The organism is Modestobacter sp. SYSU DS0904 (assembly GCF_054051115.1).
The window spans coordinates 61634-79992 of record NZ_JBJHAQ010000003.1 but is presented as its reverse complement, the minus strand read 5'-3'; the positions used below and the strand labels follow the sequence as shown (position 1 = coordinate 79992).

At 76.4% G+C, this 18359-nt stretch carries 19 protein-coding genes; 12 read left to right on the top strand and 7 right to left on the bottom strand.

Annotation, left to right across the window (positions count from 1 at the left end):
* Positions 1-25: 25 nt before the first annotated feature.
* The gene (locus ACI79U_RS02865) at positions 26-1972 is read left to right on the top strand and encodes a primosomal protein N' (RefSeq protein WP_457064978.1); all 1947 of its coding nucleotides are present in this window, start codon (positions 26-28) and stop codon (positions 1970-1972) included.
* Between the two features lie 9 nt (positions 1973-1981).
* Here the strand turns inward: ACI79U_RS02865 and ACI79U_RS02860 are convergent, their stop codons facing one another.
* Positions 1982-2476, bottom strand: a complete 495-nt coding sequence (locus tag ACI79U_RS02860; protein WP_457064980.1) for a hypothetical protein — start codon at positions 2474-2476, stop codon at positions 1982-1984.
* Positions 2477-2622: 146 nt separating this feature from the next.
* Between ACI79U_RS02860 and def the strand changes: the two genes are divergently transcribed.
* The 3 genes from def to ACI79U_RS02845 are packed head-to-tail and all read left to right on the top strand — an operon-like array spanning position 2623 to position 5530.
* Complete coding sequence (def, locus tag ACI79U_RS02855) at positions 2623-3180, top strand: peptide deformylase (RefSeq protein WP_457064983.1); 558 nt, start codon at positions 2623-2625, stop codon at positions 3178-3180.
* Entirely contained in the window at positions 3177-4118 is a 942-nt protein-coding gene (fmt, locus tag ACI79U_RS02850; RefSeq protein WP_457072594.1) for a methionyl-tRNA formyltransferase, read from the top strand. The genes def and fmt overlap by 4 nt, the downstream gene beginning before the upstream one ends.
* Positions 4115-5530, top strand: coding sequence for an RsmB/NOP family class I SAM-dependent RNA methyltransferase (locus ACI79U_RS02845; RefSeq protein WP_457064985.1), 1416 nt, complete (start codon positions 4115-4117; stop codon positions 5528-5530). The genes fmt and ACI79U_RS02845 overlap by 4 nt, the downstream gene beginning before the upstream one ends.
* Positions 5531-5533: 3 nt before the next feature.
* On the opposite strand, the gene ACI79U_RS02840 is transcribed toward ACI79U_RS02845, so the two are convergent.
* The 5 genes from ACI79U_RS02840 to ACI79U_RS02820 all read right to left on the bottom strand — a co-directional run bounded on the left by ACI79U_RS02840 (position 5534) and on the right by ACI79U_RS02820 (position 9209).
* Positions 5534-5689 carry a hypothetical protein gene (locus ACI79U_RS02840; protein ID WP_457064987.1) on the bottom strand — a complete coding sequence of 52 codons (156 nt, stop codon included), beginning with the start codon at positions 5687-5689 and terminating at the stop codon, positions 5534-5536.
* A 379-nt stretch (positions 5690-6068) separates the two neighbouring features.
* Positions 6069-6611, bottom strand: a complete 543-nt coding sequence (locus tag ACI79U_RS02835) for a hypothetical protein (protein WP_457064989.1) — start codon at positions 6609-6611, stop codon at positions 6069-6071.
* Between the two features lie 70 nt (positions 6612-6681).
* Positions 6682-8160: an aldehyde dehydrogenase family protein gene (locus tag ACI79U_RS02830; RefSeq protein ID WP_457064991.1), complete on the bottom strand. Its 1479-nt coding sequence runs from the start codon at positions 8158-8160 to the stop codon at positions 6682-6684.
* 50 nt (positions 8161-8210) lie between these two features.
* Positions 8211-8843 carry a GPP34 family phosphoprotein gene (locus tag ACI79U_RS02825; protein ID WP_457064993.1) on the bottom strand — a complete coding sequence of 211 codons (633 nt, stop codon included), beginning with the start codon at positions 8841-8843 and terminating at the stop codon, positions 8211-8213.
* Between the two features lie 66 nt (positions 8844-8909).
* Entirely contained in the window at positions 8910-9209 is a 300-nt protein-coding gene (locus ACI79U_RS02820) for a DUF4190 domain-containing protein (protein WP_457064995.1), read from the bottom strand.
* Positions 9210-9340: 131 nt separating this feature from the next.
* Here ACI79U_RS02820 and rpe point away from each other — a divergent pair, with 131 nt between their 5' ends.
* The 7 genes from rpe to hisG all read left to right on the top strand — a co-directional run bounded on the left by rpe (position 9341) and on the right by hisG (position 14796).
* A complete protein-coding gene (gene rpe, locus ACI79U_RS02815) occupies positions 9341-10006 on the top strand; it encodes a ribulose-phosphate 3-epimerase (RefSeq protein WP_457064997.1) in 666 nt (221 codons plus the stop codon).
* Positions 10003-11067 (top strand): bifunctional diaminohydroxyphosphoribosylaminopyrimidine deaminase/5-amino-6-(5-phosphoribosylamino)uracil reductase RibD, encoded by a 1065-nt coding sequence (ribD, locus tag ACI79U_RS02810; protein ID WP_457064999.1) that lies wholly within the window; start codon positions 10003-10005, stop codon positions 11065-11067. Before rpe ends, ribD begins: the two co-directional genes overlap by 4 nt.
* 1 nt (position 11068) lies before the next feature.
* The gene (locus ACI79U_RS02805) at positions 11069-11689 is read left to right on the top strand and encodes a riboflavin synthase (RefSeq protein ID WP_457065001.1); all 621 of its coding nucleotides are present in this window, start codon (positions 11069-11071) and stop codon (positions 11687-11689) included.
* Positions 11686-12966, top strand: coding sequence for a bifunctional 3,4-dihydroxy-2-butanone-4-phosphate synthase/GTP cyclohydrolase II (locus ACI79U_RS02800; RefSeq protein WP_457065003.1), 1281 nt, complete (start codon positions 11686-11688; stop codon positions 12964-12966). Before ACI79U_RS02805 ends, ACI79U_RS02800 begins: the two co-directional genes overlap by 4 nt.
* Before the next feature lie 85 nt (positions 12967-13051).
* On the top strand, positions 13052-13576 hold the full coding sequence (ribH, locus tag ACI79U_RS02795; RefSeq protein ID WP_457065005.1) for a 6,7-dimethyl-8-ribityllumazine synthase: 525 nt from the start codon (positions 13052-13054) through the stop codon (positions 13574-13576).
* Positions 13573-13836, top strand: coding sequence for a phosphoribosyl-ATP diphosphatase (locus ACI79U_RS02790; RefSeq protein ID WP_457065007.1), 264 nt, complete (start codon positions 13573-13575; stop codon positions 13834-13836). Before ribH ends, ACI79U_RS02790 begins: the two co-directional genes overlap by 4 nt.
* Positions 13837-13929: 93 nt before the next feature.
* Positions 13930-14796 (top strand): ATP phosphoribosyltransferase, encoded by an 867-nt coding sequence (gene hisG / locus ACI79U_RS02785; RefSeq protein WP_457065009.1) that lies wholly within the window; start codon positions 13930-13932, stop codon positions 14794-14796.
* Between the two features lie 215 nt (positions 14797-15011).
* On the opposite strand, the gene ACI79U_RS02780 is transcribed toward hisG, so the two are convergent.
* The gene (locus ACI79U_RS02780) at positions 15012-16094 is read right to left on the bottom strand and encodes a DUF2877 domain-containing protein (RefSeq protein WP_457065011.1); all 1083 of its coding nucleotides are present in this window, start codon (positions 16092-16094) and stop codon (positions 15012-15014) included.
* A gap of 293 nt (positions 16095-16387) precedes the next feature.
* Between ACI79U_RS02780 and ACI79U_RS02775 the strand changes: the two genes are divergently transcribed.
* Positions 16388-18328 carry a PucR family transcriptional regulator gene (locus ACI79U_RS02775; protein WP_457065013.1) on the top strand — a complete coding sequence of 647 codons (1941 nt, stop codon included), beginning with the start codon at positions 16388-16390 and terminating at the stop codon, positions 18326-18328.
* Positions 18329-18359: the final 31 nt, after the last annotated feature.

Here is an 18359-nt window from a genome sequence, read left to right as displayed (position 1 = left end):
CCCGGGCACCCGCGCAGAGCCGCGGGTGGCCCGGGTCGTCGTCGACGTGCCGCTGGCGCACCTGGACCGGCCCTTCGACTACGCCGTCCCCGACGAGCTGGCAGAGCAGGTGGTGGCCGGCTGCCGGGTCCGGGTGCGCTTCGCCGGCAAGCTCGTCGACGGCGTGGTGCTGGAGGTCGTCGGCTCCACCGACCACACCGGCAAGCTCGCCCCGCTGGCCAAGGTCGTCTCCGCCGAGCCGGTGCTCACCCCGCAGGTCGCCGAGCTCGCCCGCTCGGTGGCCGACCGCTACGCCGGCACGCTGACCGACGTGCTGCGGCTGGCGCTGCCGCCGCGGCGGGCCGCGCCGGAGAAGCGCCCGGTCGCCGACCCGCCGCCCCCGCCGCCGGCTCCGGACCCGGCCGGGTTCGCCCGGTACCCGACCGGTCCGCAGCTGCTCTCCGCCGTCGCCGAGGGGGCGCCGGCCCGGGCCGTGTGGACCGCGCTGCCCGGCGAGGACTGGCCCACCCGGCTGGTCGAGCTGGCGCAGGCGGCGCTGTCCGGGGGCCGGGGCGCGCTGGTCGTCGTCCCCGACGGCAAGGACCTCGACCGGCTGGCCGCGGCCGCGGAGGAGCTGCTGCCGGCCGGCTCGGTGGCGGTGCTGCGCGCCGACGCCTCACCCGACGTGCGCTACGGCCGGTTCCTCACCGCGGCCCGGGGCAGCGCGCAGGTCGTCCTCGGCACCCGCGGCGCCGTGCTCGCCCCGGTCCGCGACCTCGGGCTCGTCGTCGTCTGGGACGACGGCGACGACCTGCACGCCGAGCCGCGCGCGCCCTACCCGCACGCCCGCGACGTGCTGGTGCACCGCGCCCACCTGGCCGGCTGCGCCGCGGTGGTGGCCGGCACCGCCCGCACCGCCGAGGGGCAGCTGCTGGTGGAGTCCGGCTGGGCGCACGAGCTGGTCGCCGACCGGGCCACCCTGCGCGCCGCCGCCCCCCGCGTGGAGGCCGTGGGCAGCGACTTCGAGCTGGCCCGGGACGCCGCCGCCCGCACCGCCCGGCTGCCCACCCTCGCCTTCGACGTCGCCCGGAAGGCGCTGCAGGCGGGCACCCCGGTGCTGGTCCAGGTGCCCCGCTCGGGCTACGTGCCCTCCCTGGTCTGCGACCGCTGCCGGGCGCCGGCCCGCTGCGGGCACTGCGGCGGGCCGCTCGGCGTCGCCCCGCGCCCCGGCCCGAGCGGCACCCGGATCGCCGCCTGCCGGTGGTGCGCCCGCCCGGCGGCGACCTTCGACTGCCCGCACTGCCACGGCACCAAGCTGCGCGCCGCGGTCATCGGGGAGGCCCGCACCGCCGAGGAGCTGGGGCGGGCCTTCCCCGGCGCCGCCGTGCGGGTCTCCGGCCGCGGCTCGGGTGTGCTGGCCACCGTCCCGGGCGGGGCCGGGCTGGTGGTCGCCACCCCGGGCGCCGAGCCGGTGGCCGAGGGCGGCTACGGCGCGGCGTTGCTGCTGGACGCGTGGGCGCTGCTCGGCCGGGCCGACCTGCGGGCGGGGGAGGAGACGCTGCGCCGCTGGATGAACGCCGCGGCGCTGGTGCGGTCCGGGCAGCCGGTGGTGGTGGCCGCCGACCCCAGCCACCCCGTGGTGCAGGCGCTGGTCCGCTGGGACCCCGCCGGCCTGGCCGCCCGGGAGCTCGCCGACCGCCGGGAGCTGGGCTTCCCGCCGGTCACCCGGATGGCGTCGCTCTCGGGGTCCCCGGCGGCGCTGGCGGAGTTCCTCGAGGCGCTGCGGCTGCCCGAGCACGCCGACGTGCTGGGCCCGGTGCCCGAGCCCCCCCGCCCGGGTCACGAGGGTGAGCGAGAGCGCTTCCTGGTGCGGGTGCCGCGCACCGAGGGCACCGGGCTGGCCCGGGCGCTGCGCGAGGTGCAGGGCGTGCGCAGCGCCAGGAAGGCGCCCGAGCACGTGCGCGTGCAGCTGGACCCGCTCGAGCTGGCCTGACGGCCGGGGTCAGTCCGCCGACTGGGCCAGCAGCTCGGCGAGCTCGGCGTCCATCCGGGCGGCGGCGACGTCCTCGGCGGCCCGCTCGGTGGCCCGCCGCCAGCGCACCGGCAGCGTGGTCGCCGCGGTGCCCACCCCGGCCAGGATGCCCAGCAGCAGGTGCGGACGGCGGGAGCCGCGGCGGCGCAGCGCCCGGGCGAGCGGGCGGTGGACGGCGCTGATGCCCAGGCCCCAGCCGACGCTGGCCAGCCCCTGGTGGCGTAGCACCGCCTGGTCGGCCGGGTCCGGGGGCTCGATCGGCATGCCCCGGAAGGTCCGCCGCAGCGCAGGCAGCTCGTGGGCGACCGTCTCCGCGGCCACCACCGCCATGCCGGCGAGGTACACCCGGCGGCGGGCGGCCGACCGGGCGGGGTGGTCGAGGGCTGCCTCGGCGCCGCCGACGGCCACCCCGTCGACGACGCTGCTGAGGACGGCGTGCACGCGATGGGCGGAGAGGGAGGCCATGCCTGCACCGTAGAGCCCGCCGCGTGACCCGTCATCGCGCCCAAGTGGCCACTTCGGCGAAACAGCGGCCGTCACCCGGCAACCAGGTGACCCGGCAACCAGGTCACCCTGCAGGCGGCACCGCCCCCGCCGCCTACCATCGTCCGGTGAGCGTCACCCCGATCCGGATCATGGGCGACCCGGTGCTGCGCGCCCCGGCCGCCCCCGTCGTCGACTTCGACGCCGAGCTCCAGCAGCTCGTCGCCGACCTGACGGACACGATGCACGCCGCCGGCGGGGCCGGCATCGCCGCGCCGCAGATCGGCGTGGGCCTGCGGGTCTTCACCTGGTACGTCGACGGCGAGGTGGGCCACCTGGTCAACCCCGACGTGACGCCGGTCGGTGAGGAGACCGAGTCCGACGCCGAGGGCTGCCTGTCCATCCCCGGGTTCCGCTTCGACTGCCGCCGGCACCTCTACGTCGCCGCCACCGGCTGGAACATGTACGGCGACCCGATCCGGGTCGAGGGCTCGCACAAGCTGGCCCGGGCCATCCAGCACGAGACCGACCACCTCGACGGCGTGCTGTTCGTCGACCGGCTCGACGCCGAGGCCCGGGAGGCGGCGCTGTCGGTGCTCGCCGACGCGGCCTGGCAGGGCGAGCGGGCCTACCTGCCCACCGGGGAGCCGGTTCCCGCCCCCGTCGTCAAGGTGAGCCCCCACTGAGGCTCCTGTTCGCCGGTACCCCGGCGCCGGCGGTCGTCGCGCTCGACGCCCTGCTGGACTCGCAGCACGAGGTGGTCGCCGTCCTGACCCGACCCGACGCACCGTCGGGCCGGGGACGCCGGACCAGCCGGTCGCCGGTCGCCGAGCGAGCCGACGCCGCCGGCCTGCCGGTGCTGCAGCCCCGCTCGCCGCGCGAGCCGGAGTTCCTCGACCAGCTCCGCGACCTGGCCGTCGACTGCGCCCCGGTGGTCGCCTACGGTGCGCTGGTGCCGCCGGCCGCGCTCGAGATCCCCCGGCACGGCTGGGTCAACCTGCACTTCTCCCTGCTGCCGGCCTGGCGCGGTGCCGCGCCGGTGCAGCACGCGGTCATGGCCGGCGACGAGGTCACCGGCGCGGCGACCTTCCAGCTGGAGGCCGGCCTGGACACCGGCCCGGTGTTCGGCGTCGTCACCGAGCCGATCGGCCCCGCCGACACCGCCGGGGACCTGCTGGACCGGCTCGCGGTCAGCGGCGCCGGCCTGCTGGTCGCGACGCTGGACGGCATCGCCGACGGGTCGCTGCGCCCGGAACCGCAGCCGGCCGAGGGCGTCAGCCTCGCCCCGCGGATCGACACCGCCGACGCCCGGGTCGACTGGACCCTGCCGGCGCACGTCGTCGACCGCCGGGTGCGCGGCGTCACCCCGGCGCCGGGCGCGTGGACCACCTGGCGCGGCAACCGGCTCCGCCTGGCCCCGGTCGAGCCGCTGCCCTCCTCGCTGGGCCTGGAGCCCGGCGAGGTCTCGGTCGGCCCGACCGGTGTGCTGGTGGGCACCGGCCGGGGTGCCGTGCGGCTGCGCGAGGTGCAGCCCGCGGGCAAGAAGATGACCGCGGCCACCGACTGGGCGCGCGGCGCCCGCCCGGCGCCCGGCGAGCGGCTCGGCGAGCAGGTGGGCGCATGACCGGCCCGGAGCGGCGGGTCGGTTCCAAGCGGCGCAACGACCCCGGCACCGGCAACCAGCGCCCGCAGTCCCGGCGGCACCGGCCCACGCTGGACGGCGCCCGGCTGACCGCCTACGACGTGCTCGAGGGCGTCTCCAGCCGGGACGCCTACGCCAACCTGCTGCTGCCCCAGCTGCTGCGCGAGCGGCAGCTCGAGCCCCGCGACGCCGCCTTCGCCACCCAGCTCGCCTACGGCACCCTGCGCGCCACCGGCACCCTGGACGCGGTCCTGGCCACGCTGGTGTCCCGCCCGCTGGGCGAGCTCGACCCGAAGGTGCTGGACCTGCTCCGGCTGGGCGCCCACCAGCTGATCGACCTGCGGGTGCCGGCGCACGCCGCCGTCGACACCACCGTCGCGCTCACCCGCGCCATCGTCGGCACCGGCGCCTCCGGGCTGGTCAACGCCGTGCTGCGGAAGGTCGCCGCCGGTGGTGACCGCGCCGCCTGGGTGCAGGCGCTGCAGCCCGCCGACGACGACGCCCGGCTGTCGCTGACCACCGACCACCCGCGCTGGATCGTCGAGGCCTGGCGCGAGGCGCTCGCCGACGACGCCGAGGTCGAGCCGGCGCTGCTGGCCGACGACACCGCGCCCGAGGTGCACCTGGTGGCCCGGCGGATCGACCGCGACGAGCTGGCCACCGAGGCCGGCGGCGAACCCGGGCCGTGGTCGCCCCACGCCGTCCGGCTGCCCTCCGGCGACCCGGGGCGGATCGCCGCGGTGCGCTCCGGCGCCGCCGCGGTGCAGGACGAGGGCAGCCAGCTGGCCGCGCTCGCGCTGGTCCGCGCCCCGCTGGAGGGCCCCGACGCCCGCTGGCTGGACATGTGCGCCGGCCCGGGCGGCAAGGCGGGGCTGCTGGCCGCCGTCCGGCCCGCCGGGGTGCACCTGACCGCCGCGGACCGGGCGCCGCACCGCGCCGAGCTGGTGCGGGGCGCGCTGACCGGGGCCGACGACGTCGACGTCCAGGTCGCCGACGGCACCGCCCCGCCGTGGCCGGCCGGCTCGTTCGACCGGGTGCTGCTGGACGCGCCGTGCACCGGCCTGGGGGCGCTGCGCCGGCGGCCGGAGGTGCGCTGGCGGCGGACCGCCGAGGACGTCGCGCCGCTGGCCGAGCTGCAGCGGCAGCTGCTGGACGGTGCCCTCGCCTCGGTGCGGCCCGGGGGAGTGGTGGCCTACGTGACCTGCTCGCCGCACCGGGCGGAGACCGTCGACGTCGTCGACGCCGCCGCGGCCCGGGACGACGTCGAGGTGCTGCCGGTGGCGCCGCTGTTCAGCGAGGTGCCCGGCATCGAGCGGGGCCGGTACGCGCAGCTGTGGCCGCACCGGCACGGCACCGACGCGATGTTCCTGGCGCTGCTCCGCCGCACCCGCTGAGCGTCAGGCCGGCGGGTCGGCGAGCCAGCGCCGCGCCTCCCGGACCTCCCGCTCCTGCGCGACCAGGGAGCCGGCCACCTGCGCCGCGGACAGGCCGGCCAGCACGGGCAGGGCGACCGGCAGCCGGTCGGACGCCACGCTGACCCCCATGACCGCCACGCGCCGACCAGGGCGGCGCCCAGGCCCAGCCGGCGCCAACCGAGCCGCCCCTGCCGTTCCCGGGCCCGGCGGGTCACCTCGCCGGCCTGGGCCCAGCCGAGCGGCCGGCCGCGCCGCAGCCAGAGGTCCGCCCGCGCCCGCTCGTGACGGGCACTGCGGTCGCCCCAGCGGCGGTTCCCGAGTCGGATCAGCACGCCCAGGGCCACCACGGCGCAGGCAAGCACCGGACTCAGCTCGAGCTGGACCAGGACGGTGGCGTAGCCGACCCCGAAGGCCAGTGCCCCGGCGTCCTCCACGGCCAGCCGCCGGCGGGCGAAGCCACGGACCTCGGCCTCGTCCCGGTCGATGGCCGCGACGTCCCGGGGTCCCGGCGGACCGCTCACACCGGCGGGTCGGCGAGCCAGCGCCGCGCCTCGGCCAGGTTCCGCTCGTGCAGCCACAGCTGGACGCCGGCGGCCACCAGCAGGGCGCCGGTGAGCGGGGTGAGCCGCGGGCTGGGCGGGTCGGCCACCAGCGTCAGGACGGTGAGGGCGGCGGCGACCACGGCCAGGACGCCCCAGCCGGCGCGGCGCACGCCGGCCCGGCGCAGCCGTTGCTGGGCCCGCGCGCGGACCAGGTCGGCCCGGGCCCAGCCGGCCAGCCGGTGGTGCCGCAGCGCGAAGTCGACCCGCGCGCCGTTGATCCTGGCTCCCCGGTCGCCCCAGCGCCAGGCGGCGGCGCGGATCAGCACCGCCAGCGCGAGGAAGCCCCAGGAGACCGCCCCGGGGGTCTCGCCGCGGCCCAGCACCAGGAACGCGTACCCGGCGGCGAAGCCCAGCACGACGGCCTCGGTGCCGAGCCGCCGCCGGCGGTCCCAGCTGCGCAGCTCGGCCTCGCCCGCCCGGATGGCGGCGTCGTCCTCTGCGGTGCGGTACCTGGCCACCGGCGCACGGTAGCGGGTGGCCGGGGAGCGACCCCGCGGGAACGCCGGGCGGCGTTCCCGCGGGAACGGCTCAGAAGGGGAACTGGCGCTTGGTGTGCTGCACGCTCACCCAGTGGTCGGTGGTGAACTCCTCGATCGCCCATTCCCCGCCGAAGCGGCCCAGGCCGGACTCCTTCTCCCCGCCGAAGGCGGTGTTGTTCTCGTCGTTGAGCGGGGAGTCGTTCACGTGGGTCATCCCGGCCTCGACCTGCAGGGCGAAGTTCACCCCGCGCAGCACGTCCTCGGTGAAGACCGCGCTGGACAGGCCGTACTCGGTGTCGTTGGCGATCGCCAGCGCGTCCGCCTCGTCCCGGGCCCGGATGATCGTGGCGACCGGGCCGAACACCTCCTGGCGGGCGGTGGCGACGTCGTTGTCACCGAGCAGGACGTGCGGGGGCAGCACCGAGCCGATCGGGCCGGTCGGGTCGCCGCCCAGCACCTGCTGCGCGCCGTCGGCGATCGACTGGGCCACCTTCTCCTGGATGCCCTCGAGCTGCTTGCCGTTGATGATCGGGCCGATCACGGTGTCGTCGTCCCGGGGGTCGCCGGCCTTGATGCCGCGCACCTTGGCGACGTACCGCTCGACGAACTCGTCGTGCACGGAGTCGTCCACCACGATCCGGTTGGTGATCATGCAGACCTGGCCCTGGTGGAAGAACTTGCCCCACACGGCGGCGTTCACCGCGTACTCCAGGTCGGCGTCGTCGAGCACGACCAGCGGGCCGTTGCCGCCGAGCTCCAGGGAGAGCTTCTTCAGCCCGGCCTTCTGCGCGATGCCCTTGCCCACCGGGGTCGACCCGGTGAAGGAGACCACCCGCGGCACCGGGTGCTCCACGATCGCGTCGCCGATGTCCCGGCCGCGGCCGATCAGCACCGACAGCAGCCCCTCGGGCAGCCCGGCCTCCTCGTAGACCTTGGCCAGCAGGAGCCCGCCGGTGACGGGGGTGTCACCCGCCGGCTTGAGGACGACGGCGTTGCCGGTGGCCAGCGCGGGGGCGACCGAGCGGTTGGACAGGTGCATCGGCACGTTCCACGGGCTGATCACCGCGACCACGCCCACCGGACGGCGGTAGACCCGGCTCTCCTTGCCCTCGATGTCGGCCGGCAGGATCCGGCCCTCGACCCGGTACGGGTAGGACGAGGCCTCGTGGAAGTCGCGCAGGGTGATCGCGAACTCGAACTCCGCGGCCGGGGCGGCCGCGCCGCTCTCCCGGATGTGCCAGTCGATGATCTCGTCCTTGCGGGCCTCCATGACCCGCGCCGCGCGGCGCATCACGTCGGCGCGCTCGCTGGGCAGCCGGGCGGCCCAGTCGCGCTGCGCCTCCTTGGCCTTCGTGTAGGCCTCGTCGAGGTCCTCGGCGTCGGCCAGCGGGATCTCGGTGAGCGTCTCGCCGGTGTAGGGGTCGGTGTCCGCCGCCGTCGTGCCGGCCCGGCCGGCGCGCCAGGTGCCGGCGATCGGCATGCGGTCGAAGCCGTCGTAGCGGGTGGGTGCAGAGGTGGCCGTCGTCATGGGACGGGGGCGTACCCGGTCGTGCGCAACGAAATCGCGGCGGCGGTGACTCAGTAGTACGGGGTGCTGCCGCCGTCCGCTGCGCCGGCGGCCCGCAGGTTCCGTCGGTGCACGAGCTCCAGGTGGTCGGTCACGGTCGTGCAGATCCAGGCGAGTGACCCGGTCGGCGCCAGCTCCGGCTCGAGTACCGGCTCGGGCCACCGACCGCGGGCGCCGCAGGCGGTGGCCAGCACCTCGACCGCCGCCGCGACGACGTCCCCCGACGGCGGCTGCTCGGGTGCTGGCTCCCCGGGTGCCGGCTTCCCGGGTGCCGGCCTCCCGGGTGCCGGCGGGGTGCCGTAGCGGGTGCCCAGCAGGCCCCGGTGGACGCTATAGACGCCGGTCGCCACGCACGCCTCGGCGACCTCGGACATCACCGCGTCACCGTGGTCCAGCCACCAGGTCAGCGGCTGGCCGGCATCGGCGTCCATGGCGGTGAGCAGGCGGTCCAGCGGCGGGAAGCCGGTGGGGGAGGGATCCAGGGAGATGCTGTCGGCCGCCTCGACCAGGCGGCCGCAGTAGGCGGCGTCGACCAGCAGTGCCCCGCGCGCGGCGGCGTCCCAGATGTCGAACCGGCGCAGGCGCCCCCGCGCGTCGACGCACACCGCCGCGAGCCGGGCCGCGACCCCATCGGTCAGGTCCACGGCAGCAGCCTGCCGGAGGCCGGGCCGGCTGCGGTGGCCGGGGGTGTGGTCTCCGCGCTCACCGGGTCAGCTCGCGGCCAGGGCGCCGACCACGCCGTTCGCCACCGACAGTGCGATCGCCGCGTACCCGCAGACCAGGCCGGTCAGCGCGAACCCGTCGCCACCGCCGCCGCGCTGCGCGGCCCGCGACCGGCCCTGGTGGCCGAGCACCACGGCGACGACGCCGAGCAGCAGGCTGGAGAGCAGGTACAGGAAGGGCACCCAGAACGTGGCGACGGCGATGATCCCGCAGACCAGCGCGGCGGTGGCCAGGCCGTTCCGCTGCTGGCTGCCCGGGGTCGCGCGGTGCCGGCCGATCTCGGACATGCGGGCTCCAGTTCGTCGGCGGTCCTCCGGCGGGACCCCCGTGATCGTGACGGTCGGCCACCGGAACGGCCGGGTCGAGGAGGTGTTGTCGCCCGATCGGGTGACCGGATCCGCTGCCCTACGATCACCGGGTGTCCCGGGAACCGATGATCGCGCCCAGCCTGCTGTCCGCGGACTTCGCCCGGCTGGCCGACGAGGTCCAGCGGGTCGCCGACGCCGACTGGCTGCACGTCGACGTGATGGACGCGCACTTCGTGCCCAACCTGACCCTCGGGCTGCCGGTCGTGCAGGCCATCCAGGCGGTCAGCCCGGTCCCGTTGGACTGCCACCTGATGATCGAGGCCCCCGAGCGCTGGGCGCCCGGCTACGCCGAGGCCGGTGCCCGCAACGTGACGGTGCACGCCGAGGCCTGCACCGACCCCCGCGCCGTCGCCCGCGACCTGAAGGCCGCCGGCGCGCTGGCCGGGCTGGCGATCAAGCCGGGCACACCGCTGGAGGCCTACCTCGACGTGCTGCCGGACTTCGACACCCTGCTGGTCATGACGGTCGAGCCCGGCTTCGGCGGGCAGTCGTTCATGCCCGAGGTGCTGCCCAAGGTCCGGGAGGCCCGGCGGCTGGTCGAGGCCGGCCACCTGCAGCTGTTCGTCGAGGTCGACGGCGGGATCAACGCCGACACGATCGAGGCCGCTGCCGAGGCCGGCGCCGACGTCTTCGTGGCCGGCTCCGCCGTCTACGGCGCCGACGACCCGGCCCGCGCCATCGCCGCCCTGCGCGCCCGGGCGGCCGGCGCCCGGTGAACGCCGCCGAGGCCGTGGCGATGGCCCGCGCCCGGGAGCTGGGGATGCGGGCGCTGGGCACCACCAGCCCCAACCCGCCGGTCGGTGCCGTCGTCCTCGACGTCGCCGGGCAGCTGGCGGGGGAGGGGGCGACCTCCCCGCCCGGGGGCCCGCACGCCGAGGTGCACGCGCTGGCCCAGGCCGGTGAGCGCGCCCGGGGCGGCACCGCCGTCGTCACCCTCGAGCCGTGCGCGCACACCGGCCGCACCGGCCCCTGCGCCGACGCGCTGATCGCCGCCGGCGTCGCCCGGGTCGTCGTCGCCGTCCCCGAGCCCACCCGGCTGGCCGGGGGCGGGGCCGAGCGGCTGCGCGCCGCCGGCATCGACGTCGAGCTGGGCGCCGAGCAGGCCGCGGCGGCCGAGGGTGCGCTGGCCGGCTGGCTCACCGGCGTGCGCGCGCACCGGCCGTACGTGATCTGGAAGGTGGCGACGACGCTGGACGGGCGGGTCGCCGCCGCCGACGGCACCAGCCGCTGGATCACCGGCCCGGACGCCCGCGCCGAGGTGCACCGGCTGCGCGCCGGCTGCGACGCGGTCGTGGTCGGCTCGGGCACCGCGCTCGCCGACGACCCGCAGCTCACCGTCCGCGACACCGGCGGCACGGACGCCCCCCGCCAGCCGCTGCGCGTCGTCCTGGACCGCCGCGGCCGGCTGCCGGCCACCGCCCGGGTGCACGACGGCGCGGCCCCGACGCTGGTCAGCGCCGCGGCCACCCCCGCTGCGCTGCTCACCGAGCTGTTCGACCGCGACGTCCGCCGGGTGCTGCTCGAGGGCGGGCCGACCCTCGCCGCCGCCTTCCTCACCGCCGGCCTGGTCGACGAGGCGGTGGTCCACCTGGCCCCGCAGCTGCTCGGCGCCGGGGCGGGCATGGTCGGCGACCTGGGAATCCCCACGATGAGCGCAGCGCTGCACCTGCAGGTCGTCGACGTCACCCTCCTGGGCGGGGACGTGCAGATCCGGCTGCGGCCCACCCGGCACACTGGGAGGCCGACGACGGACGGCCCGGACGCAGGAGGGAGCTGAGGTGTTCACCGGCATCGTGGAGGAGCTCGGCACCCTGGTCGCGCGCGAGGAGGGCCCGGACAGCGCCGTGCTGCACATCCGGGCGGCGCGCGCGCTGGACGACGTCGCGCTGGGTGACTCGATCTCGGTCAACGGCGTCTGCCTGACCGTCACCGGCGTCGCCCGCGACGAGGCCGACGGCACCGGCGTGTGGACCACCGACGTGATGGCCGAGACGCTGCGCCGCAGCAGCCTGGGCGCCACCGGCGTCGGCGACGCGGTGAACCTGGAGCGCGCGGTCACCGCGGCCACCCGGCTGGGCGGCCACATCGTGCAGGGCCACGTCGACGGCGTGGGCACCGTGGTGTCCCGCACCCCCGGCGACCACTGGGAGGTCGTGCGGGTCTCCGTCCCGGCCGACCTGGCCCGCTACGTGGTGGAGAAGGGCTCGATCACCGTCGACGGCGTCTCGCTCACCGTCAGCGCGCTCGCCGACTCACCCGAGCCGTGGTTCGAGGTCAGCCTCATCCCGACGACGCTGCGCGAGACCACCCTGGGCGCCCGCACTCCCGGTGACCCGGTCAACCTGGAGGTGGACGTCATCGCCAAGTACGTGGAACGACTGTTGGGGGCCCGCGCATGAGCTGGCAGCTGGACTCCGTCGAGGACGCCATCACGGCGGTCAAGAGCGGCCGGCCGGTCGTCGTCGTCGACGACGAGGACCGGGAGAACGAAGGCGACCTGATCTTCGCCGCGGAGCTCGCCACCCCCGAGCTGGTGGCGTTCATGGTCCGGTACACGTCGGGCTACATCTGCGTCGCGGTCACCGAGGGCGACGCCGACCGGCTGGACCTGCCGCCGATGTTCCGGGTGAACCAGGACCGCCGGGGCACCGCCTACACCGTCACCGTCGACGCCCGCGAGGGCGTCACCACCGGCATCTCCGCCGCCGACCGCGCGCACACCATCCGGCTGCTGGCCGACGCGGAGACCAACGCCGCCGACCTCGCCCGCCCCGGGCACATCGTGCCGCTGCGCGCCAAGGACGGCGGCGTGCTGCGCCGGCCGGGGCACACCGAGGCCGCGGTCGACCTGGCCGTGCTCGCCGGGCTGCGCCCCGCGGGTGCGCTCTGCGAGGTGGTCAGCGAGAAGGACCCGACCGGCATGGCCCTCGGCGAGGAGCTGCGGGTCTTCGCCGACGAGCACGACCTGGTGATGATCTCCATCGCCGACCTCATCGCCTACCGCAAGCGCTTCGACAAGCTCGTCGAGCGGGTCGCCGAGGCCCGGGTGCCGCTGGCGCCGGGGGAGTTCACCGCGGTGGGCTACCGCAGCTCCTACGACGAGCGCGAGCACGTCGCCTTCGTCTACGGCGAGATCGGCGACGGCGGGGACGTGCTGGTCCGGGTGCACTCCGAGTGCCTCACCGGCGACGTGTTCGGCTCGCTGCGCTGCGACTGCGGGCCCCAGTTGCAGGCGGCGCTGGCCGCCATCGCGCAGGAGGGCCGCGGCGTGGTGCTCTACATCCGCGGCCACGAGGGCCGGGGCATCGGCCTGCTGCACAAGCTGCAGGCCTACCAGCTGCAGGACGCCGGAGTGGACACCGTCGACGCCAACCTCGACCTCGGCCTGCCCGCCGACGCCCGCGACTACGGCACCGGCGCGCAGATCCTCGTCGACCTGGGCATCCGGACCATGCGCCTGCTGACCAACAACCCGGCCAAGCGCGCCGGGCTGGAGGGCTACGGGCTGAAGATCACCGGCCGAGTGGGGCTGCCCAGCCACGTCACCGCCGACAACCTCGGCTACCTGCGCACCAAGCGTGACCGGATGGGGCACCTGCTGGACATCATCGAGCCGGAGCCGGAGGGCGACGTGCCGGCCGAGCCGGTCCGGCGCGCCGACGAGCAGCCGATGTGACCGGTCGCGCGCCGGCCGACCGGCACACTGCACCGTCGTCACAGCGCAGCACGAACCCGTGCACCAGCACGTTCGAGGAGAGGTCATGAGCGGGTCCGGAACCCCCCAGCAGCAGCCCATCGACGCCAGTGGCCTGACCGTGGGCATCGTCGCCGCCACCTGGCACCGCGACATCGCCGACTCCCTGCTGCAGCGCGCGGTCGCCTGCGCGGTGGCCTCGGGCGTCCCCTCGCCCACGGTGGTCCGGGTCCCCGGCGCCCTCGAGCTGCCGGTGGTGGCCCAGGCGCTGGCCGCCACCCACGACGCCGTGGTCGCCCTCGGCGTCGTCGTCCGGGGTGGCACGCCGCACTTCGACTACGTCTGCGACTCCTTCACCGCCGGGCTGACCCGGGTGGCGCTGGACGCCGGCAAGCCCGTCGGCAACGGCGTGCTGACCACCGAGGGCGAGCAGCAGGCCCGCGACCGGGCCGGCATGGACGACTCCGGTGAGGACAAGGGCTGGGAGGCCACCGCCGCTGCGCTGCAGACGGCGCTGGTGCTCCAGGGCCTGCGCACCCCGAAGCAGAGCACCGGCTTCACCGTCGACCCGGCGGGGGCGACCGGCGCGTGAAGTCCTTCGACGAGCTGTTCGCCGAGCTCAGCGCCAAGGTCGCCGCCGGCGACGAGGCCTCCGGCACCGTCACCGCCGTCCGCGACGGCGTGCACGCCGCCGGCAAGAAGGTGGTCGAGGAGGCCGCCGAGTCCTGGATGGCGGCCGAGCACGAGGGCGCCGACCGGACGGCGGAGGAGATCAGCCAGCTGCTGTACCGGGTGCAGGTGCTGATGCTGGCGCGTGGGCTGTCGCTGCAGGACGTCTACGCTCACCTCTGAAAGAGGACCCCCTTCTCCTCACCCCTCGCAGGCTCGGGGCGAGCCTCTGAAGGGGGCCTTACCGTTCCATCGACTCACGTAGGAGTTCCTCCAGTGCTGCGCGTCGCCGTGCCCAACAAGGGCGTCCTCAGCGAACCTGCGGCCGAGATGCTGGTCGAGAGCGGCTACCGGCAGCGGCGCAGCACCAAGGACCTCGCGGTCTACGACCCGGAGAACGACGCGGAGTTCTTCTACCTCCGTCCCCGGGACATCGCCGTCTACGTCGCCGCCGGCACCCTCGACGTCGGGATCACCGGCCGGGACATGCTCCTGGAGACCGCCCCGGCCGAGGGCGAGGGGCTGGCCGCGGTCGAGGTGATGCCGCTGGGTTTCGGCCGCTCCTCCTTCCGCTTCGCCAGCCCGGCGGACTCCGACATCGAGCAGGTCGCGCAGCTGGAGGGGCGGCGGATCGCCACCGCCTACCCCGGTCTGCTGCAGCGGTTCCTGGACGAGAACGGGCTCAAGGCGGGCGTGGTCAAGCTCGACGGGGCGGTGGAGACCGCCTGCCGGCTGGGTGTCGCCGACGCCGTCTGCGACGTGGTCGAGACCGGCACGACGCTGCGCGCCGCCGGGCTGCGGATCATCGGTGAGCCGGTGCTGGCCAGCGAGGCGGTGCTGGTCCGCCGGGCCGGCGCGGAGGAGATCCCCGCGGTGTCCCAGCTGCGGCGCCGGCTGCGCGGTGTCCTCGTCGCCCGGCAGTACGTGATGCTCGACTACGACTGCCCCAACGACCTGCTCGCGCGGGCCACCGAGATGACCCCCGGCCTCGAGGGGCCGACGGTCAGCCCGCTGCAGACCGAGGGGTGGTCGGCGGTGCGCGCCATGGTGCGCCGCGAGGAGACCAACCGGGTGATGGACGAGCTCTGGGAGCTCGGCGCCCGGGCGATCCTGGTCACCAGCATCGCCGCCTCCCGCGTCTAGCCCGGTGGTGCCGGGCGGCGCCGCCCCTGCTGGTGCGGCCGCTGCTGCTTCTCCCGCCTGCGCGCCACCGTTGAGCGGAGACCTCCGACAGCCGCCGAAGTGGCCACTTCGGCGAATCGGTGGCGCACGACGGGGGCGCCGAAGTGGCCACTTCGGCGCGGGGCGGGACAGCTGACCACCGCAGTCGGACCGGGTCGTCCCGGTCCGACCGGCGGTCAGCGGCGGGTGGTGCGGTCGACGAGGTCGATCGCGGTGCAGAGCCCGAGGGACATCGCCCGGCCACTGGTCGAACCGGTGGCCAGCAGCGCCGCGATCGCCGGGGCGAGGGCACCGTCGCCGACGAGTCCCCGCAGCACCGCCGCGTACTCCCCGCTGACCTGACCGGCCGCGGCGTGCCGCAGCAGGGCCCGGGACAGCTCGGTGGTCCGGCCCGCGGCCAGCGAGGTGACCCCGGCGCCGAACCGCTCGGCCGCCGGGTGCCCGAGCAGCACCAGCCCGGCGGTCAGCCCGGCCAGCACGTCGTCGCCGGCCGGGGTGAGCCCGGGGCCGAGGCCGATCAGCCGGGTGGCCGTGCGCAGCGCGGCGTCCAGGTCGGCCCGGCGGACCGCACCGCGGAGCGCCGCGAGCGGACCGCTGGGGCCGGTCGGCAGGCCGGGGAGGGAGAACGCGCTGTGCGGCACACCCTCCCCGTAGAGCGCGGTGCGCAGCTGGCGGACGCCCTCGGGCAGCAGCGCCGGGCGTGCGCTGGGCAGCTTGGGGCGGGGGTCCCACCAGGCGGCCGCACTGATGGTGAGGTCGCCCACCACCAGCCGGCCACCGCCGACCCGCGCCGGCGCGCCGGCCGGCACCGAGACGAGCGGCCGGCCGTTGGCCGGGCGGAAGAGCACGCACCCCAGCGGCAGCCGGGCGGCGTCGGAGGTCAGCACGCCGACGACGTCGGCCCCCTGCGGGGTGGGCACGGTCAGGTAGACGGCGGCGGGCACCGACAGCAGCACCCGGGCGGACCGGACCGGGCCGCGCAGCAGGTCGGCCACCCCGGTGCTCGCCTGGGCCGGCACCGCGGTGCCGCCGGAGCGGGGGAGGGGCAGCGCCGTCGGCCGGGAGCCGGACGGCAGGTGGATCGTGGGCACCCCGGCGCGGGCGGCCCGCCCGGACCGGTTGGACGGTGCGGTGGCGGTCGCGCTGTGCGCGGTCCGGGTGCGCGGTCTGCCGGTGTCCGGGGTGCCCGTGTCCGCTGTCCTGGTGCCCGGCGTCCCGGCGTCGCCCTGCCCGCCGGTGCTCTCGTCGATGGTGCGCATGTGGCCCTCCACCCGTGCGGTCGCCGGGAGGTGGCGGCATCGCCGGCCCCGTCCCGGTGTGCTCATCGAGGGCCGGAGGAGCAGCTGGCCCCGCAGGGATGCGGGGACGGCCTACCATCCGACCCGGGACACAGGACCGGGCCACGAACCCAGGTGGCGCGCCGTCCGGCTCTGTATGGCGATTCTCGCCAAGCTCGGCTTCTGCCGTCCAGGGACGTCTGACAGGATTCTCGTCGGATCGGTGAAGACGGGGCGCATTGGGGGTACGCAGAGTGACTGAACGTGAGGCGTCCGTGACTTACGCTGCACAGAGCGAGCGGGCGGCTACTTTCAGTGCTGCCCCGGCCTCGATCGAGCCGGTGCTCTCGCAGCTGCCGCCGTCGGACCGCACCGCCCTGCAGGACAGCATGGGCCTGACCGTCGACCAGCTGCTGCAGCTGCCGGGGCTGGCCGGGTCGACGGTCGTCGGTGGCGCCACCGGCACCCGGCGGATCGTGCGGCACGTGGAGGTCCGCGACCCCGCCGACCTGGAGACCGCGGCCGGTCCGGACGTGCTCGTCGTCCTCTCCGCGCGGCTGCCCCCGGTCGACGCCGCGCAGTGCCGTGCCCTGATCGAGGGGCTGCACCGCGGGGGCAGCGGTGCCCTCGCCTTCCGTTCCGAGGGCGGCCCCGGTGGCCCCCAGGGGGAGCTGCCGGCCGAGCTGCTGGCCGAGGCCGACCGGCGCGGCTTCCCGGTGCTGGCGCTGCCCGAGCCCACCCGGCGCGACGAGGTCGTCGCCGAGGTGCTCGGCGCGATCATCGACAAGCAGACCCAGGCGCTGAGCCTGGCCAACCGGATGCACAACCAGTTCATCGACGTGGCGCTGTCCGGCGGTGGGCTGGCGGAGGTGACCGTCCAGGTCTCCACCTTCCTCGCCGGCGCGGCCGTCCTCGGCCTCGGCCCCGACCGCGAGGTGGCCACCAGCGCCGGCCCGCCGGAGGAGGTCGCCGAGATCCGCGACTGGCTCTGGCTGCTCGACGCCGCCGCCGACGACGCCTTCGCCGACCTCACGCCGTCCCGGCGGCTGTCGGGCAACCGGGCCGACCAGGGGGCGGTCACCCCGGCCGACGTGTTCGCCGACGCCGACATGTCCCCGGCCGACGGCATCCTGCTCGTGCCCGGCCACCACGAGCTCCCCGGCGGGGTCGGGGAGTACGCCGTCGCCCCGATCATGGCCGGCGAGCAGCGGCACGGCTGGCTCGTGGCGGTCAACCGGCACGGGCCGATGCTGCTGGGTGCGGGCGCGGTCCTCGAGCAGGCGGCGGTCATCGCCGCGCTGTCGGAGATCCGGTCCCAGGCCGTGCACTCGGTGGAGCTGCGCTTCCAGGGTGACCTGGTGCGCCGGCTGGTCGGTGGTTCGTTCGGGCACACCGAGCGGGCGCTGGCCTACACCCGGTCCTTCGGCTGGCGGCTCGACGGCCCGGTCATCGTGCTGGTGACCGCCACCGAGACCGTCGCCGACGCCGGGGCCGACCCCACCCGGGCGCTGGACGTGCTCGACCGGCTCGCCGACGGCTGGCGGGCCGCGATCGACAGCGAGGTCGCCGGGGCCGCCGTCGCCGGGCTGGCCACCGAGATCGTCACCGTGCTGCCGCTGGACGGCCGCACGCCGGAGGAGCTCTCCGCGCTCGTCACCGCCGTCACCGCCCGGGTCAACGCCCGGCTGCGCCGGGTCGGCCGGCTGCTGGGCACCGGGATCGGCCGGCCGGCGGAGTCGCTGTCGGCGCTGGGGGACGCCTACCAGCAGTCGCAGCGGGCGCTCGTCGTCGGCCAGGAGATCCACGGCGGGCACGCCGTCACCCACTTCGACCAGCTCGGGGTGTTCCGGCTGCTGTCGCTGATCCCGGACAGCAACGAGCTGCGCTCCTACGTCGACGAGGTGCTCGGCCCGCTGGCCGACTCCGCCGACGTCGACTCCAGCGACCTGCGCGAGACCCTGCGGGTGCTGCTGGAGACCAACCTCAACGTCGCCGAGTCCGCCCGGCGGCTGCACTTCCACTACAACACGATGCGGTACCGGATCGGCAAGCTGGAGCGGCTGCTGGGGCCGTTCACCACCGACCCGACGCTGCGGCTGAACCTGCTGCTGGCGCTGCACGCCGCGCGCATCCGCGGCCTCGACCAGCCGCACCGCCCGCCGATGGAGGGCCTCGCGGCCGCGGTGCTCGACGACGGGCGCGACCTCCTCGCCTGAGGGCGGCACCGCTGCCGGCGTTGCGGCCCCG

Coding starts and splice junctions, on each gene's coding strand:
- ACI79U_RS02800 (WP_457065003.1), top strand. CDS start 11,686: ATGAGCTGGCAGCTGGACTCCGTCGAGGACGCCATCACGGCGGTCAAG.
- ACI79U_RS02845 (WP_457064985.1), top strand. CDS start 4,115: ATGACCGGCCCGGAGCGGCGGGTCGGTTCCAAGCGGCGCAACGACCCC.
- ACI79U_RS02860 (WP_457064980.1), bottom strand. CDS start 2,476: ATGGCCTCCCTCTCCGCCCATCGCGTGCACGCCGTCCTCAGCAGCGTC.
- ACI79U_RS02780 (WP_457065011.1), bottom strand. CDS start 16,094: ATGCGCACCATCGACGAGAGCACCGGCGGGCAGGGCGACGCCGGGACG.
- ACI79U_RS02830 (WP_457064991.1), bottom strand. CDS start 8,160: ATGACGACGGCCACCTCTGCACCCACCCGCTACGACGGCTTCGACCGC.
- ACI79U_RS02820 (WP_457064995.1), bottom strand. CDS start 9,209: ATGTCCGAGATCGGCCGGCACCGCGCGACCCCGGGCAGCCAGCAGCGG.
- ribH (WP_457065005.1), top strand. CDS start 13,052: ATGAGCGGGTCCGGAACCCCCCAGCAGCAGCCCATCGACGCCAGTGGC.